The sequence below is a fragment of the Spirosoma aerophilum genome (assembly GCF_054782495.1).
The window spans coordinates 1,414,384-1,431,797 of sequence record NZ_BAAGSJ010000013.1; the positions used below are offsets into that span (position 1 = coordinate 1,414,384).

A 17,414-nucleotide genomic window follows, 5' to 3' on the forward strand; every position below is an offset into this window, starting at 1 on the left:
TACTGAATCTACGGCCAGTACGCCGGAGCGGGCCGAATCCACGGGGGCCGAATCCACGGCGGCCGAATCCACGGGGGGCCTCCCCGTTATGGAAGCGTTTTATACGATTCAGGGGGAAGGGGCACACACGGGCCGGGCCGCTTACTTTATTCGGCTGGGCGGGTGCGACGTGGGCTGTCATTGGTGCGATGTAAAAGAGTCGTGGGATGTAAACGCCCATCCCAAACAGTCGATCGACAGCCTTGTAGAGGGGGCCCTGCACTACCCCGGCCGGATGGCGGTTATCACGGGTGGTGAGCCCCTCATGCATGACCTTACGGAGTTGACAGCCGCTTTGCAATTAGCTGGCTTTAAAACGAATATCGAGACCTCCGGTGTTTGCCAGGCTGTTACGGGCTCATGGGACTGGATCTGTTTTTCGCCCAAGAAATTCAAGAAGCCTAATCCGGCTATTTTTGACCAGGCCGATGAGTTGAAAGTCATTATTTACAACCAATCAGATTTTGCCTTTGCCGAGTCGTTTGTGCCGTTTTTACGACCCGATTGCAAACTCTTTTTGCAAACAGAATGGAGTCGTTCCAATGAAATGCTACCTCGCATCGTTGATTATGTAAAAGATCATCCGCAATGGCAAATTTCGTTGCAGACACACAAGTATCTGGATATTCCATAAAAGCTTTCCGGGCGCAGCGCATTGGGTATTGGGCTAAACGACTGCCTGTTTTTGCGTTATTCCTTACCCTTTGCCCCACCCTCCATGCTCAGGACACCAAAGCCAAAGAACTGTACGCTCAGTCCATAAAACTGTTTGGCGAACGAAAAGCGGGCGAAGCGATTCCGTTCATGGAACAGGCTATCAAACAGGACCCTAAATTCACAGATGCCTACATTAAACTGGGTCAGCTTTATGAATTTACCCGCCAGTTCGAACCAGCCCTCAGTGCCTACAGAAATGCGATAAAGCTGCAACCCGACAGCCCGGCAGCCAGTGCGGCCTATCAGTCATTGAGCAATACGTTGCTGCGACTTGGCCGATACAGCGAAGCACTCCCTTTTCTGGAGAAATACCAGGCTCAATTTGCCCCACAATCTGCACAGGGTAAACGAATTGCCCGCCAAATCGAAACTGCGCGCTTTGGTCTGGAGGCCATGCAACACCCCCAGGCGGTTGATCCCAAGCCCTTATCTTCCGTCGTTCAAACGACTCCTTCCCAGTATTTCCCGGTTCTTACGGCCGACGAGCAAACGCTGGTGTTTACGGCCCTGAAACCGGAAGGCGACGAAGACCTGATGATATCCACGTTCAACGGCGAAACCTGGTCTCCCCCCATCTCCTTGTCGCCGAATATCAACACCCTTGAAAATGAAGGTACAGCCAGTCTGTCGGCCGATGGGCGAATGCTGGTTTTTACCGCCTGTCAGGGTCGTAAAGGGTTTGGCAGCTGCGATTTATACCTGAGTCACAAAACAGGCAATGACTGGTCGAGTCCCGAGAATCTGGGGGCAACGATCAATACCCGGTATTACGAATCACAGCCTGCCCTGTCGGCCGACGGGCGACAATTGTACTTTGTTTCGGACCGACCGGGGGGTAAAGGCCGTCGGGACATCTGGCGCAGCGACATTGGGGCCGACGGCTCATGGGCTGAACCCGTTAACCTCGGCGAACCTGTTAATACCAATGCAAACGAGGCATCACCTTTTATTCACGCCAACGGGCAGAGTCTGTTTTTTGCTTCGGAAGGCCATGTGGGCTTGGGAGGTTACGACCTGTTTGTGGCAGACAACATTGGCACCGGTTGGTCGGAACCGACAAATCTGGGGCATCCCATCAACACGTCCGAAGATCAGGCATCGCTCTTCGTGACCGCTAACGGTACAAGGGCTTTTTACTCCTTTGAAGAGCAAAAAGAGGGCATATCCCAGAAATCCCGGCTCTATACGTTCGACTTGCCCGAGTCATTACGGGAGCGCGTCAAACCCGTCAGCTTTCTGAAAGGCATTGTAGCCGATGCGAAATCAAAAAAGCCACTGGCAGCCACCGTCGAACTGGTCGATTTGAAAACGAACCGGATTGTTTCGCGGGTTCAGGCCGATGTACAGACGGGGCAATATACGGCCGTGTTGCCGAGCGGGGGCGAATACGCGCTGTATGTGAGCGTTCCCGGTTATCTTTTTAAAAGCCTTTCCTTCGATTTTACCCAGAAAACAAAGGGCGAAGGGCTGTCGCTGAGTGTTCCCCTGGAACCGGTTTCGGGTGGCACATCGGCCAATGAGACGTTAAATAATCTCTTTTTCGAGTCGGGGCGCTATGACCTGGCCGAAAAATCCCAGACGGAATTGAATCGACTATCCGCCTTTATGCAAACGAACCCGGCGGTTAGGGTTGAGATCTCCGGACATACTGACGATAAAGGGGATGCGGCTGCCAATCAGGCTTTATCGCAGAAACGAGCGCAGGCCGTCGTGGCTTTCCTGACAAAAGCCGGTATCCGGCCAGACAGGATAAAAGCCGTTGGCTACGGAAAAACCCGCCCCTTAGTCCCCAACACAACAGACGAAAATCGACGACTAAACCGCAGGATTGAGTGGAGAGTACTTTGACGATGTAGGATATATGACAATCTACCATACATCCTACAATATTGCCATCCTTTGCTTTACGAGGGATTTTTTTCAATTTTGTGTATGTTGTCAAGATACTCCCGCTTTTAAACGGAGTTTTTCATTTAGTTACTAGTCGACTTCGCTCCCATTGCAATGACTTCCGAACACGTAAAGTGCTTAATTATAGGTTCCGGCCCGGCCGGTTATACAGCAGCGATCTATGCCTCACGGGCCAACATGCAACCCGTTATGTATCAGGGCCCTCAGCCCGGTGGACAACTCACAATCACGACCGAGGTAGATAATTTTCCGGGCTATCCGGATGGTGTGCAGGGCCCACAGATGATGCAGGACCTGGAAGCACAGGCCCGACGGTTCGGAACAGACATTCGTTATGGGATGGTTACCCAGGTTCAGTTCTCCGACCAGGCCGGACATGGGGTGCCCCACCGCGCGATTGTCGATGATAAGCACGAAATCACGGCCGACTCGGTAATTATTTCAACGGGTGCCTCGGCAAAATGGCTTGGCTTGCCCTCCGAAATGCGGCTCAATGGCCGGGGAGTTTCGGCTTGTGCCGTTTGTGATGGTTTCTTTTTCCGTGGACAGGACGTTGCTATCGTAGGCGCTGGTGATACAGCCGCTGAGGAAGCCAGCTACCTGGCTAACCTGTGCCGGAAAGTGTATATGCTGGTTCGCCGTGACGAAATGCGGGCTTCGCAGTTCATGCAAAAGCGCGTAAAAACAGCAGCCAACATCGAAATTCTGTACAACACATCAACCGAAGAAATTCTGGGTGATGAAGAAGTATCAGGTGTTCTGGTGAAAAATGCGGTAACCGGTGAAGAGCGCGTGTTAGACGTGACCGGCTTTTTTGTCGCTATTGGTCACAAGCCTAACACCGACATTTTCCGCGAATACCTTGAATTAGATGAGAGCGGTTACATCCTGACAGAAAAGGGAAGTACCCGAACGAACATACCTGGCGTATTTGCCTGTGGCGACGCTCAGGATAACATTTACCGTCAGGCTGTAACAGCCGCCGGAACGGGTTGTATGGCTGCCCTCGACGCTGAACGGTATCTGGTCACGCTGGAAATGCAGGCCGAAGAAATTTGATTACTAACTTAAAATATAAGTAGTAAGTAGCCGGTTAAAAGTAGTAAGCAGTAAGTCTGTAAGTGTTCGATGGCGGAAAGGCTGTCGATTGCTTATCACTCACTGCTTACTACTTATTCACGTTCTACTTATTACTCATCTACGATGAGAGAAACCGCTACACGGTGGCTATTGGCCATTGGGTGCTTGTGTTTGACCGTAACAACACAAGCCCAGGAGCGCGGGCGATTTAAAAATAACCTGCGTATTACTCCAAAAAATGGGGCAAACCCAAATTCACCGGTCGTCGAACAGCCGCAAAAAGCGGACGACCAATATGAACAGGAGGCAACACAACTTCGATTCAATAATCAGTTTGAGCCCAAAAAGGAATTAAATCCGGTTGTAAGCGAAGACACCAGCCAGATCGATCAGGGAGAAACCAGTGTTGTTGAAGTCATTGATTCCGTGCTTGTTGGCACCGAATGGGTCAAAATTGCTGATTACTATGCCGTATGGGACTCCCGGACCATTGACCCCTACAACATCGATCCGCTCGAATTTGACGAAGCCATCGATATAAAATTATATGACCCGCCTGCTAACCGGTTCTGGTCGGCCCCACTGAATGAGGGCAAGATGACCTCAAATTTTGGCTTTCGCTGGGGACGCTGGCATACCGGCACGGACCTCGACCTGGACACCGGCGATCCGGTTTACGCTGCTTTTGATGGAATTGTTCGCATTGTCGGCTGGAATGGCGATGGCTACGGCCGCTATGTGCTGGTTCGGCATTATAACGGTCTCGAAACCCTTTATGGTCACTTATCCAAACAAACCGTTGAACAGGGCCAGTTGGTGAAGGCAGGTGACCAGCTTGGTTTGGGTGGCAGCACAGGACGCAGCTCGGGCCCTCACCTTCATTTCGAGACCCGCTATGAGGGCAACCCGTTCAGCCCTCTGAATATTTACTCATTCCCGGATAACACAATCAACTCAGACCACTTTCTGCTGACGGGTTCTGTTTGGGATTACCTGCGGGGAGGCCGCTCCTCATCGTCGGAGAGCAGTGCCAAGCCCCGGTTCAAACGCACCGTCCTTCACCGGGTACGGTCGGGTGAAACCCTCAGCTCCATTGCCGATCGGTATGGTATGTCACTTTCGGCGTTGACCCGAAAAAACCATATGTCGTCCCGTTCCCGGATCCGCCCCGGTCAAAAGATTCGGGTTCATTAAGGCAACATCAATACAGGGACAACCGCTATATCTGACAGGTATGACGTTTGCCCCTTATTTAACGTGAATAATGGGTTGGCTCAATCAAAATTCAGCTTATACGTACAGCTAATAGATCGAATTTTGATTGAGCCAACCCATTATTCACGTTATTTACTAAATACAACCAGATTTTCAGCCATTTGACGAGCTGAGCAGCCCGCTTCCAACATGAAGAATATTCTTTACGTACTATCGCTGCTATCATTCGGCTATAATCTGGTGAACGGGAAGTTGACTAGCCTACCTGATGCTCATCTGACGCTGGTCAACAATAGCGAACAATCCCAACAGCCACAACAGGCATCTTCCAAAAAACCCACAGCGTCTTACACGCTGCCGCCCTCTGCCGGTAAGTGGCTCTATGAGAAACGGGTCGACAAGACCGGAAGCACGGTCTACAAGGCATCGAACACCTCATTGAATGTGCTGAATTTTCGGTTTCCATACGAGGGTGGTTCTTCCGCCACGTTGACATTACGGCACAAAAATGACCTGACATATCTTTATCTGGAAGTATCCAGAGGGCAATTTAACCGAACGTTTCAGGGCGGTACGGCCCGCATTGCGTTTGACAGGAAACCGGCCAAAAACTATTCATTTTCTGCCGCTGAAAACGGCCGGGCGAACATCATTTTTTTCGATAACGAAGCGACATTGGTCTCTCAGATGAAGGGGGCTCAGAAAATGGCCATCGACATAGAGTTCTACGCTCAAGGGCGCCGAACGATCGAGTTCAGCACGGCCGATTTATCGTGGAATCACTGATAGGCTATTTCTTTTCCAGTAACCCATAACGGCTGCCCACCCGACCGAACCATTGCCGGAACCGAAAGGTTATTTCCTCTCAGGATGAGTACAGGCCTTATCCATGAATGTATACGCCCGTGGATCAGACCTTATTACTCATTACCCCGCCCTTTACCCAGCTGAATACCCCCTATCCGGCAACGGCTTATCTGAAGGGGTTTCTTCAAACAAAGGAGGTTACTTCCTATCAGGCAGATCTGGGAATTGAGGTTATTCTGAACCTGTTTTCGGCGAAAGGGCTGGCCGCTATGTTTGATGAACTGGAGGCTGCCGATGCCGAACTATCCGACAATAGTTACCGCATTTGTCAACTACAGAACGACTACATCAGCACAATTGGCCCTGTCATTCGGTTTCTGCAAAACAAAAACCCGACGCTGGCGCACAGCATCTGTGATCGAACCTATCTGCCTGAGGCCTCACGGTTTGCCCAGTTGGAAGAACTGGACTGGGCATTTGGTACGATGGGCATTCACGACAAGGCCCGCCATCTGGCCACCCTGTACCTTGAAGACCTCAGCGACCTGATCCAGGAAGCCGTGGACCCTCACTTCGGCTTCAGTCGATACGCCGAACGTCTGGGTCGCTCAGCCACTCACTTCGATGAGCTGCATGAAGCCTTACAAGCACCTTATACCCGTATTTCCTCCATATTAGTCGACTTGCTGGAGCAGAAAATTCAGACGTGGCAACCCGACGTTGTCTGCCTGACGGTGCCGTTCCCCGGTAATTTATACGGTGCCCTCACCTGCGGGCATTACCTGAAAAATCACCACCCCAATATTAAAATTATTATGGGTGGCGGTTATGCCAATACGGAATTACGCTCGTTACAGGAACCTCGGGTTTTTGACTATGTCGATTACATCTGTCTCGATGATGGTGAAGCTCCACTCATTACCCTGCTGGAACACCTGAACGGCCAACGGGATATCAGTCAGTTAAAGCGGGTCTTTACAAGAATCAATGGCGTCGCTACGTATTACAATGGTGCCCCGGAAAAAGATGTACCTCAGCGCGAAACAGGAACGCCAAACTACCGTGATCTCCTGCTGCACGACTACCTGTCCGTTATCGAGGTTGTCAACCCAATGCATCGGCTCTGGAGTGATGGACGCTGGAATAAACTGACACTGGCCCACGGTTGCTATTGGGGTAAGTGTTCATTCTGCGATGTGACGCTGGATTACATAAAACGGTATGAACCCGTTACGGCCTCGCTTTTGTGCGATCGTATCGAGGAAATCATTGAGCAAACCGGCCAGACGGGTTTTCACTTTGTGGATGAAGCCGCCCCACCGGCGTTGATGCGCGACCTGGCCATCGAAATTATCCGACGAAAAATTACGATCACCTGGTGGACCAATATTCGGTTTGAAGTTCGCTTCACCCCCGACTTGTGCACCTTATTGAAAGCCTCGGGCTGTATTGCCGTATCGGGAGGGCTGGAAGTAGCCTCCGACCGACTTCTGGAACGCATGAAGAAAGGAGTTACCGTTGCGCAGGTTGCCCGTGTGGCAGACGCGTTTACGCAGGCGGGCATTATGGTACACGCATACCTGATGTATGGTTTTCCAACCCAAACGATGCAGGAGACTGTCGACTCGCTGGAAATGGTGCGTCAGTTATTCATGAATGGTGTGGTTCAGTCCGGTTTCTGGCATCGGTTTGCCATGACGGCCCACAGCCCGGTTGGCGTTGATCCGGCGGGCTTTGACGTCATGCGGATCGACCCTACTGGTGGGGAGAATACCAGGCCGCTTTTTGCCGATAACGACCTGGACCATCTGGACCCTACCGGGGCGGATCATGATCTGTTTGCCGAAGGACTGCGAAAATCGTTATTCAACTTCATGCACGACGTAGGATTCGACTTACCCCTACAATCCTGGTTCACGTTCAAGATACCAGTCACCACCATCCCACCCCGGTACATTGAAAAAGCAATCAGCCAGCATCCTGATGCCGAATCCCGGGGCAATGCTCTTGTGATCTGGCTGGGCAACTTGCCGACTATCGAGGTGTTCGAGTTGCAGAAAGGGCCTAAAGTGGTGGAAATGGCCGAGCTTGAGTTTTACAGCAAACAGGGACAATGGCTCCTGGAAGCCCCTGTCCCTGTAGGTCACTGGATCATGTCATCGCTCGCCGACCTGCAACGGAAAGACCAGGAGCCGACCTCCCTGGCCCGGTTAAAAGCCGATTACGAGTCCAGTGGACTTGGTCGTTTCGACGCGTTCATGCAGTCTACCACCTGGACTCAACTTCGGGAGCATGGGCTATTGATTGTGTAGGGTAACCCCTTATCTCAACCGAAATTAAGATTCGGCCTTGCCCTACACAATTACCCTATTGGTTTACTGAATTTGCACGTTGAAGTCAACATCCAGATCCGTAGTCCCCGGCGCAGGGGTGCCATTTTTAACATTAGGCTGGTGCCGAAGTACTACTTTCAACTTACCACTTCCGGCAGCACCCGTTTTCATTTCGGTAGCCAGTCCAACCGGATAAGGGCCGGGGGCGGGATTCGTATCCTTATCCGTCAGCGATATAGTCAGGGCCAGGCCTGTGCTCGGTGTATAAACAAAGAGGTGTTCGTTGTTTTTTTCCCGGATTTCTTCCGTAGCATCCAGCGTGGGCGTCTTCGTTTTATCAAGCAGCGTAATCGCTCCCGTATAGGTTGTATTGGCTTTTAACGCCAGAGTGGCCTTGCTAAAATCAGCGGTAGTATTGAGGTTGTCAATGGTGGCAGTGACAACTTCTGAAGGCGTTGCTGTATTCCTTAACGTGAGCGTCGCCGTTGTAATGGCCTCATTATCATCCGTAGGGGCCACATTTTCCTCCTCTTTCTTACAGGCGCCTGCCAGCAGGGCAATCAGACAAAATACGAATAAAGGCTTCTTTGTGTAATGCATAGAATTTGAGAGTTAACAGGTAAACAGGTTGTTGATAAAGCTATTAATGACGTTTAGCCAGCGTGAAAGGCATTCTAATCTTAAGCATAAGGTTACGCCCGGGCTCATCGGCGAAATAGCGAAATCGGTTCAGGTAATCGCGGTAGGCTACGTTGGCCAGATTTGTACCACTCAGAATAACGCTGAGGGGCTGAGCCCCCAGCCGTGCCTGAAACCCAACTTCAGCACCCAGCAGGAAATAGGCGGGTGGTGGCGGGGCAAAATCGCCGGTAAAAATCAGTTGTCCATTTTCCTGCCGGGTTGTCACAGAAGGAGCGCGATTTTGCCTTGAAACGTACAATCCGCTCACGGCCACATACGGCTTCGACAACCGGCCCCACTCCGACCATTCGTACCGCAGGCTGTTGTCTGAACGATTGGCCGGAATAAAGACCAGATAGTCGTTATCGGTTTGATTATAGGCAAACAGCAACGAGTTCTTCGATGTCAGCGTAAGTTTATCCGTCAATTTGTAATCAACGGATGCGTCGATGCCCCGAAATGTTGCCCGCACCTGTGTGTAGGTGTAAGACGGAAACGCCCCCCGCTGCCTGACAACGGGGACAGAATCCGGCTTGAGGTAGATATAATTATCAATGCGGTTATTATATATGCCAATCTCGCCACTCAACCGTTTTCCGGCATAGGCCAGCACCACATTACTGTTATAGGCTTGCTCCGGCTTTAAATTGGGGTTACCCCGTTCGTAGGCGACCGCACTCTGGTGCAGCCCGTTCGAGTACAGGTCGGCCACATTGGGGGCCCGCCAGGCCGTGCTCAGGTTAGCCGTTACTGTCAGATTCGGCTTTAGCTGATATGCCGCTCCCAGCGAACCATTGGCATTTTGCCAGACATTGGTTTTAAAACTGGTCTGTCTCGTAACTTCATCCAGAAAGTAGGCCCTCAACCAGCGATAATCATACCGAAGACCGCCCTCCAGCGTCAGGGCGCCAACGGCGTATCGTTCGATAGCGAATAGGCCTGCACCATAATTTCGGAAGTTGGGAATCAGGAACAGGTACTGCCGTACATTTCCCTGCGTCATTCCGTTGACCCCCGCACTTCCCGACCATTGCCCGCCCGTTTTACTTTTGACAGGTGCGTGTTCCCAAACCAGATCCGCCGTGTGAGACACTAATTTTAGGGATAGCTCGGGCGTTGTGATACCGCTGAACGAAACAAAATCGAACTCCTGCCGGGTATTTTGCTGGCGGGCGAACGTTGCCGTCAACGTGCCACCCCCATGCAGATGCAGATGCGCCCGTGCTTTGAACAGATCATGCCGAACGTTTTGATAGGGCCGGTTCAGGGCGTAGGAAAAGCCAGGTTGAGTGATTGGTTCAGGACGGGTAATAGCCGCGTATAAATCCGCCAAACTCCCCACCTGTGCCCCGGTAAACAGGCCCACTTTCGTATCGAACTGACTATAAAATAACTCTACCCCGAAATTCTTGTGGTCGTAATGCAAATCGCCCGAGAAGTTGGTCTCATGGTAGCTGGTGTTTTCCAGGTAATAATTGGGCGTTTTGACATAGCCAGACCGTTTTACGGTACCCTGTAACCGCCAGCTGAGACCGGTTAATTTCCGGTCAAACGCCCCTTCAACCAAACCCGAAACAACTCCCATTCTTCCATTGGTAGCCCCAACCAGGTTGACTTCGCCGTCGATACCGGGCTGTGTCGGCATGGCTTTGGGTTCAACCAGGATAACACCCCCAATGGCATCGGAGCCGTATCGGATACTGGCAGCTCCTTTTATGACAGTCAAGCGCGATGCCAGAAACTGGTCGACTTGCGGAGCGTGTTCTGCCCCCCATTGCTGATCTTCCTGACGAATGCCGTTATTCAGAATGATAATGCGATTACTATAGAGACCATGAATGACTGGCTTCGAAATACTGGGCCCCGTCTGGATCGAGTAAAGTCCGGCCAGCGTCTTCAAACTTTCGCCCAGCGACTGCCCCCTCGTTTGGTCGAGAGCCGCCCCGGATAGACTGACCTGTGTCTGAAGCAACTGCTGGGCTTCGGAACGGTGCTCTGTCACAACAACCTCCTGCAAGGTCTGGTTATCAGGCACCAGTTGAATAGGGTCGATTGTTACGACGGGTTGCTGATCGACTACAATCGAGCGGGTAATCGATTTATACCCCACAAACTGAAAGTCGAGGGTGTAGCTGCCCGCGCACAATTGGTTAATTTGAACGTTACCGATCGAATCGGCTACGGCACCGGCCTTTAGCTCACGGACGTAGACGGTTGCGCCCGGCAGAGCTTCCCGGGTATCCTGCCCCAGAATTCGCCCCTTCACTACCGTTATGCAGGAGTCTGATTGAGCAAGCCCCCACGAAACCGCCGATAGCCACAAACCAACAACGAAACCTATCTTCCTGATTTGACTCATTGACCAAACGTCTCTCACCGGCACTTTTTTACAAACATCATTTATGCAACAATGTTGCAATATTAGACAAAACGGATGATAGTACCTAATAGACGGCATTTTTATCAGTATAAAATCAAAAAAGCCGCCCCAGGATCAGGGCGGCTTTTTTGATTTTACGAGTAGGATACTGAAAGAGGCTAACAGAATAATCCATGAATTGAAAGCTAGTGAAGCACTTCAAATACCAGATCACGCAATATATCGCTTTCGTTCAGGGTGGGCGCATCGATGCCTTTGCTTCGGGCATCGGCCCGGCGGATGGCGTTAATAATACTTGCGACTTTGGGGAGTGGAAACGTCCGGGCGGCCGTGAGGTAGTCTTTAACGAAGTAGGGATTGACACCCAACAAAGGGGCAAGTCCTTTGTCGGTCTGGTCTTTTGATGCCTGTACAAGAATAACTTTGCTAAAGTACCCGAACAACTGCGCCAGAATGACCACCAGAGGGTTGTCTTTGGGATTACGACCGAAGTAATCGACGATCTGATTTGCTTTCACCACATCGCGCTGGACAAGGGCTTTCTGGAGTTCAAAAACGTTGTATTCTTTGCTGATGCCAACCAGCCGCTCGACAGTTGCGGCCGAAATCTCTTCACCAACATGCAGGTTGATCAGAATTTTGTCGATCTCACTGGCCAATCGTTTCAGATCGTTTCCGATGTGGTCAGCCAGAAGCTGACAAGCTTTAGGACTTACTTTGGCCCCCTGTTCGCGGCAGTACTCCCCTACCCAATCAGGAATTTTATTGTCGTATAACTTCTTGACGCCTAATAGTTTCCCTTTCGAACCGAAGGCTTTCACCCAGGCCTTCCGCTCGTCGAGTCCCGGTTTTCCATCTTCTTTTACGTAGCAAAGCATCAGAATGGTACTTGGCAACGGATTCAGCGCATAGTCTTCGAATAGGGTCTGTGCCGACTTATCGTTGATACCGTTCATCTGCTGGGCTTCTTTGACGAGTACCAGCTGCCGTTCGGCCATGAAGGGGTAACGCCGGGCATAGTTGAGTACGGCACCGGCATCAGTATCTTTCCCGAAGAGCACAAACTGGTTAAACCCACGCTCAGCTACCGGAACGGCAACCTTTTCCAACTCTTCGGCAATGCGGTCGAGGTAATAGGGTTCATCGCCATGTATCAGGTAAACAGGCGCAATCCGTTTGTTACGGATGTCTTTTAATAAGGCGTCAACGGCTGGAATCAAAACAAAAACTGGTTAAACTTTCGCATTCAAGGCTTCTCACTTCTTATTCCGGTTTCCGATCATAAACAGAAATAATCCGTAATGCTGAAGCTGGCACGTACAAAAATAACGATCGGCGTTCACTTCCGACGAATTAATACGCCGGGATGTGCACCCGTTGCCTTCTGTCCCTGATAAACTAGCTGCCCGGCCACCCAAACGGATTCGATGCCCGATGAGAGGGCTTTATTATCGCCAATGCGGGCGTTGTCATGTACCGTTTCAGGGTTAAACAACACCAGATCGGCAACGTAGCCGGGGGCAATCAATCCCCGATTCCGAAGGCCCAGATGCTCGGCGGTCAGGCTGGTCATCTTTTGGACGGCGGTTTCCAACAGCATAATTTTCTGATCGTGCACGTAGCGTCCCAGTACCCGCGTAAAGGCCCCATACCCGCGCGGGTGCCCCCCATTGGCACCGTCGGAGCAGATATTCGTGTGTGGCCAGTTCAGAAAATTCGCGACGTCCGGTTCGTCCATCGACTTTCCCATGATGGCTTCTACCCCCTCGGCTTCAGGATTCTTTCGGGAGTATTCTGCGGCTTCGGCCACCAAACCCATGAGTGTCTGCGCTGGTTTCTCCCGGCGTAATGCCGCCACCTCGCCAACAGTCTTACCCGCATAAACCGGGTTGGCAGCATACCGAACCAGCACCGATTTGGCGGGATCGAAGAGCTGACTGGTGGCAAACTCGGCACTGGTCAGGTTCGTGTAGTCCCGTTTGGGAAACAGCACCCGAAGTGTCGAATTCCAGTAATCATAGGGGTAGCAATCGGCAGTAATATTTATACCCTCGGCGCGGGCTTTGTCCAACCGCGCAAGCAAGTTGGCCGACTGCCCCCATTTTTCCCGCAGCGCAATTTTAAGGTGCGAGATCAGCACCGGCATTTTAGTGATCCGGCCAATCTGAATGATCTCATCCACGGCATCGTCCAGGGAGATATCTTCACTTCGGATATGACTCATGTAGCGGCCACCCGAATCGGCGGCCACCTGCGCCAGCTGGATTACCTCGTCGCGACTGGAGAAAAAAGCCGATTCGTATTCCAGCCCGGTCGATAACCCAAGTGAACCCTTCCCTAATTCGGTTCGTAAAATGGCTTTCATCCGGTTTACTTCCTCAGGCTTTGCTGTTCGGTAAAGCCCATTCGCGCCCATCACCTGTTGCCGGAGCGTTGCCTGACCGGTGTAGGTGGCGATGTTCACGGCCACGGGTTGGCGTTTCAACATGGCCTGCAACGTGTCCATCGCATAACTGCCGCCGTCCTGTCCCGATACAATCGTGGTTATACCCTGATTGACCAGGGCCATTGCGTCGGGCTGTTCGCTCAACCCGGACACATGATGGCTATGACTGTCAATAAAACCGGGAGCCAGCACCAGACCACGTCCGTCCGTCACCGCTTCGTTGGCAAAAGGCGTCAGGTCGCCAATCTCCCGGATTTTTCCATCCTGAATCCGGACAGCCGCTTTTCGGGCTGCGACGCCCGTTCCATCGACGAGTCGAATGTTGGTGATGAGTTTAGTTTGCGGGACCACTGGCGTCTTACCGGATATGATCTCACGAGCGATTCGGCGAGCCGATCCATCACTCCCGTTGCTTAAAACGATCAGGGTTTCCTTTTTTTCGGTGTCGTAAACGACCACATTCAAAAACCCCACCCAGCTTCCGGTATGCGCCAAAACCTTACCGCCGTCTTCGATAAACCAGCCAAAGCCGTAGGGGTAGGCACTTTTGTCGTTAAGCGTTACCGGTGTGACAGCCTCCCGAAAAGTAGCTGGTTTGACAAGCTTTCCCCCATGCAAGGCCTGCTCCCAGATCAGCAGGTCGTCCACTGACGAATAGATATTACCATCTCCAATGACCCCATCGACCCGGATCAGGTCGTTGGATACGCTTCGTCCATCCGCCCGCTCGAACCCAAATACCCGATTTCTGGGCGTTGTGGTGCTGTTGAGATAATACGCGTAGGTATTCTTTAACTTAAGCGGCTTCACGATCTGCTGCTCAAAAAACTGCTCGACCGACATGCCCGAGAGACTGGAAATGATCGAGCCTAACAGTACATAGCCCGTATTATTGTATTCCCAGCGGGTACCCGGTCTGAACAGAAGCGGTGGTTTGTGTTCGATGAACAGTTTCAGCATGCCCGCATTGGTCAGCGTATCCAGCGGCCCGGTGTATTGCTGTGCCAGCTCGATATACTCAGGGAGGCCCGAGGTATGCGTCAGCAAATGCCTTACTGTAATGGTATCGTAGGGAAAGGTGGGCAGGTAGCTTCTGACCGGAACGTCATACTGCATCTTCCCCTGCTCTTTTAACTGCATGATCATTGTAGCCATGAACTGCTTGGAAATAGACGCCAGGTTAAAGGCTGAACTCGTACTGAGTGGCTCGTTTGTCCTGATATTGGCCGTGCCAAAAGCTTTTCTGTATCGCACCGTTCCATTTTCGGCAACCAGCACCACCCCATTGAACAGGGCACGTTCATGAAGCCGGGTCAGCGTTGAATCAAGTGTTTTTAGCCGCGTTCCCAGGGGCTGGATACGGGTTTGGGCCCGAATGGGTAAGTAGCTTATCAGACCAATAAGCAGAAAGAACAGGAAAAGTTGACGCATAGAGGAACGGTGGTTTTACAAATAAGTAGCGATGACGCTAGGGATGGTATCAGTGAATGTGTTAACGAACTTACCCTTCGTAATCAATAACTTCATCGTGAATACGGCTGAAAACAGCAGCCTGAACACCCAAATATTACCAGTCATATTTTAAATATGCTCACATAATCTTTGGTAAACACCTCAATTATACGGATAAAAATATACTTTTAACGCACAATTAAGTGTACTCTCAACATGAATAACAGAGCCATTCTGCTCACCGATGGATTATTGACGACAACCGATGCCAAAACGGCTCATGGTCTTATACGAGGCACCGACCGCTACACGATCGTCGGGGTAGTTGATGCACCCACGGCCGGACAGGACGCGGGGACTCTCCTTGACGGACAACCCCGGAACATTCCCATATTTGGAACGGTTGCCGATATACTGGCAGAAGTAGACCCTATCTCCTACGCGATTGTCGCCGTAGCGACTAACGGAGGTGTTCTGCCTGCCAACATGCTTGCCGACATTAAATTATGCCTTCAAAATGGCCTGTCGGTGGTGAACGGCTTACATGAGTTCCTGACCGACAAACCCGAGCTTGTGTCCCTTTCCAAACAATATGGTGGCCAGTTAATTGATGTTCGACGACCAAAATCGCGTCAGGAACTGCATTTCTGGACGGGCGAGATCAATGAGATATCTGCCCCGATTATCGCGATAATCGGTACTGACTGCGCCTTGGGTAAACGAACAACGACGCGGCTTATCCGTGAAGCCTGCGAACATATTCAGCTGAACGCCCAGATGATCTATACGGGTCAGACCGGCTGGTTGCAGGGGGTCAAATATGGGTTCATCTTCGATTCGACACTGAATGATTTTGTTTCGGGGGAGCTGGAGCATGCACTGGTTTCCTGCTGGCGCGAAACCGGGGCCGATGTGCTGCTGATTGAAGGACAGGCAGCCCTCCGGAATCCGAGTGGTCCCTGTGGCTCCGAGTTTCTGGTATCGGGTAATGCCCGGCATGTGGTACTGGTACACGCCCCCAAACGAACGTACTACGATCACTTACCGGCGTGGGGGAAAATTCCTTCGGTAGATTCTGAAATTGCCCTGATTCGTTGTTATGGCTCCACCGTTATAGCCCTGGCGCTGAACACAGAAGGCTGCACCCGGGAGGAAGCGTTCGCCTTTCAGAAACAATATGCGGAACAACTTGGGATCCCTGTTCTCCTGCCCCTGGAAGAAGGAGTAGCTCCTATTTTACCCGTTATTCAATCGCTAACTCCTTCGGCCCATGCGCATTAAGTCCATTCGCGCATATCGCCAAAACCTGGCCCTTACCCGGCCATATACCATTGCTTACCAAACGACTTCCGAGGTCGAAAACGTTTTTCTGGAAGTCGAACTTCACAACGGAATCATCGGCCTGGGTGCCGCCAACCCCGATCCCGACGTAGTGGGCGAATCGCCGGAGCAGACGTACCAGCATTTAACGAGCGACTGGGTATCGAACCTGGTCGGTCGGGACATCCGCCATCTTTTTGCCTGCATCGACGAGGCCCGTCAGCATTTTGCGCAGGCACCGGGCACGCTGGCGGCATTGGACATCGCGCTGCATGACGCCTTTGGTCAGTTTCTGGGCATTCCGGTCGTGCAGTTTTATGGACAGAAAATTCAGTCGTTGCCCACTTCCGTAACCATTGGCATCATGAACGTGGCCGACACGCTCCATGATGCCAATGATTACTACCGGCAGGGATTTCGCGTACTCAAAGTCAAAACGGGCCTCAATGTGGAAGAGGACAGCGAGCGAATCCGTAAACTGAGGGAGGTATTTGGCGATAAAATGACGATTCGGGTTGATGCCAACCAGGGGTATTCGCTGGCGGAGCTAAAGCGCTTTCTTGAGTTGACCCGCAAGGCTCATGTTGAGCTTATTGAACAGCCGTTGCCCGTTGGACAGGAGACTGACTTGCTGGCCTTGCCCGATTCCACCCGTCGGCTGCTGGCGGCCGACGAATCGCTGAAAGGGCCTGAACTGGCGTTGATGCTGAGCCAGCACCCACAGGCCTTTGGTATCTTTAATATCAAACTGATGAAAAGCGGAGGCATCCGGGCGGCCCTCGAGATGGCGACGATCGCTCGAACCGCTCAGATTTCGTTGTTCTGGGGCTGTAATGACGAAAGTCGGGTCAGCATAGCGGCAGCGCTACATGCCGCCTTCGCCAGTTCAACGACCCGCTACATCGACCTGGATGGTAGTCTGGACCTGGCCGAAGATGTGGTTGCGGGTGGCTTCATTCTGGAAAATGGTCTCATGCGCCCAACCGAAGGCAGTGGACTGGGCCTAACGCGTTTATAATCCGAACCACTAACC

Annotated in this window: 12 protein-coding genes; 8 read left to right on the plus strand and 4 right to left on the minus strand. The window is 51.8% G+C overall.

All coding sequences use genetic code 11. The features are described from left to right. Positions 1–88 precede the first annotated feature (88 nt). The 6 genes from ACYVK4_RS17290 (at position 89) to ACYVK4_RS17315 (ending at position 8,081) form a co-directional block, all read left to right on the plus strand. The gene (locus ACYVK4_RS17290; RefSeq protein WP_461129612.1) at positions 89–673 is read left to right on the plus strand and encodes a 7-carboxy-7-deazaguanine synthase QueE; all 585 of its coding nucleotides are present in this window, start codon (positions 89–91) and stop codon (positions 671–673) included. After that, positions 628–2,604 (plus strand): OmpA family protein, encoded by a 1,977-nt coding sequence (locus ACYVK4_RS17295; RefSeq protein ID WP_461128772.1) that lies wholly within the window; start codon positions 628–630, stop codon positions 2,602–2,604. The genes ACYVK4_RS17290 and ACYVK4_RS17295 overlap by 46 nt, the downstream gene beginning before the upstream one ends. Before the next feature lie 156 nt (positions 2,605–2,760). Then, the gene (gene trxB, locus ACYVK4_RS17300; protein ID WP_461128773.1) at positions 2,761–3,726 is read left to right on the plus strand and encodes a thioredoxin-disulfide reductase; all 966 of its coding nucleotides are present in this window, start codon (positions 2,761–2,763) and stop codon (positions 3,724–3,726) included. Between the two features lie 144 nt (positions 3,727–3,870). Then, positions 3,871–4,941 carry a peptidoglycan DD-metalloendopeptidase family protein gene (locus ACYVK4_RS17305; RefSeq protein ID WP_461128774.1) on the plus strand — a complete coding sequence of 357 codons (1,071 nt, stop codon included), beginning with the start codon at positions 3,871–3,873 and terminating at the stop codon, positions 4,939–4,941. 210 nt (positions 4,942–5,151) lie between these two features. Next, positions 5,152–5,748 (plus strand): hypothetical protein, encoded by a 597-nt coding sequence (locus ACYVK4_RS17310; protein ID WP_461128775.1) that lies wholly within the window; start codon positions 5,152–5,154, stop codon positions 5,746–5,748. A 119-nt stretch (positions 5,749–5,867) separates the two neighbouring features. After that, a complete protein-coding gene (locus tag ACYVK4_RS17315) occupies positions 5,868–8,081 on the plus strand; it encodes a B12-binding domain-containing radical SAM protein (protein WP_461128776.1) in 2,214 nt (737 codons plus the stop codon). 63 nt (positions 8,082–8,144) lie between these two features. Here ACYVK4_RS17315 and ACYVK4_RS17320 read toward each other — a convergent pair whose 3' ends face one another. The 4 genes from ACYVK4_RS17320 to ACYVK4_RS17335 all read right to left on the minus strand — a co-directional run bounded on the left by ACYVK4_RS17320 (position 8,145) and on the right by ACYVK4_RS17335 (position 15,040). Then, complete coding sequence (locus ACYVK4_RS17320) at positions 8,145–8,702, minus strand: hypothetical protein (RefSeq protein ID WP_461128777.1); 558 nt, start codon at positions 8,700–8,702, stop codon at positions 8,145–8,147. Between the two features lie 43 nt (positions 8,703–8,745). Further along, on the minus strand, positions 8,746–11,142 hold the full coding sequence (locus ACYVK4_RS17325) for a TonB-dependent receptor (RefSeq protein ID WP_461128778.1): 2,397 nt from the start codon (positions 11,140–11,142) through the stop codon (positions 8,746–8,748). Positions 11,143–11,348: 206 nt separating this feature from the next. Beyond that, on the minus strand, positions 11,349–12,383 hold the full coding sequence (gene holA / locus ACYVK4_RS17330) for a DNA polymerase III subunit delta (protein ID WP_461128779.1): 1,035 nt from the start codon (positions 12,381–12,383) through the stop codon (positions 11,349–11,351). A gap of 119 nt (positions 12,384–12,502) precedes the next feature. Next, positions 12,503–15,040 (minus strand): serine hydrolase, encoded by a 2,538-nt coding sequence (locus tag ACYVK4_RS17335; RefSeq protein WP_461128780.1) that lies wholly within the window; start codon positions 15,038–15,040, stop codon positions 12,503–12,505. Between the two features lie 237 nt (positions 15,041–15,277). Here ACYVK4_RS17335 and ACYVK4_RS17340 point away from each other — a divergent pair, with 237 nt between their 5' ends. Next, entirely contained in the window at positions 15,278–16,342 is a 1,065-nt protein-coding gene (locus tag ACYVK4_RS17340) for a DUF1611 domain-containing protein (RefSeq protein ID WP_461128781.1), read from the plus strand. Next, positions 16,332–17,399: a mandelate racemase/muconate lactonizing enzyme family protein gene (locus tag ACYVK4_RS17345; protein ID WP_461128782.1), complete on the plus strand. Its 1,068-nt coding sequence runs from the start codon at positions 16,332–16,334 to the stop codon at positions 17,397–17,399. Before ACYVK4_RS17340 ends, ACYVK4_RS17345 begins: the two co-directional genes overlap by 11 nt. Positions 17,400–17,414: the final 15 nt, after the last annotated feature.

What these genes read in the sequence shown, in the direction of transcription:
- ACYVK4_RS17290 (WP_461129612.1), top strand. Translation starts at nt 89, where the DNA reads ATGGAAGCGTTTTATACGATTCAGGGGGAAGGGGCACACACGGGCCGG.
- ACYVK4_RS17295 (WP_461128772.1), top strand. Translation starts at nt 628, where the DNA reads ATGGCAAATTTCGTTGCAGACACACAAGTATCTGGATATTCCATAAAA.
- trxB (WP_461128773.1), top strand. Translation starts at nt 2,761, where the DNA reads ATGACTTCCGAACACGTAAAGTGCTTAATTATAGGTTCCGGCCCGGCC.
- ACYVK4_RS17305 (WP_461128774.1), top strand. Translation starts at nt 3,871, where the DNA reads ATGAGAGAAACCGCTACACGGTGGCTATTGGCCATTGGGTGCTTGTGT.
- ACYVK4_RS17310 (WP_461128775.1), top strand. Translation starts at nt 5,152, where the DNA reads ATGAAGAATATTCTTTACGTACTATCGCTGCTATCATTCGGCTATAAT.
- ACYVK4_RS17320 (WP_461128777.1), bottom strand. Translation starts at nt 8,702, where the DNA reads ATGCATTACACAAAGAAGCCTTTATTCGTATTTTGTCTGATTGCCCTG.
- ACYVK4_RS17325 (WP_461128778.1), bottom strand. Translation starts at nt 11,142, where the DNA reads ATGAGTCAAATCAGGAAGATAGGTTTCGTTGTTGGTTTGTGGCTATCG.
- ACYVK4_RS17335 (WP_461128780.1), bottom strand. Translation starts at nt 15,040, where the DNA reads ATGCGTCAACTTTTCCTGTTCTTTCTGCTTATTGGTCTGATAAGCTAC.
- ACYVK4_RS17340 (WP_461128781.1), top strand. Translation starts at nt 15,278, where the DNA reads ATGAATAACAGAGCCATTCTGCTCACCGATGGATTATTGACGACAACC.
- ACYVK4_RS17345 (WP_461128782.1), top strand. Translation starts at nt 16,332, where the DNA reads ATGCGCATTAAGTCCATTCGCGCATATCGCCAAAACCTGGCCCTTACC.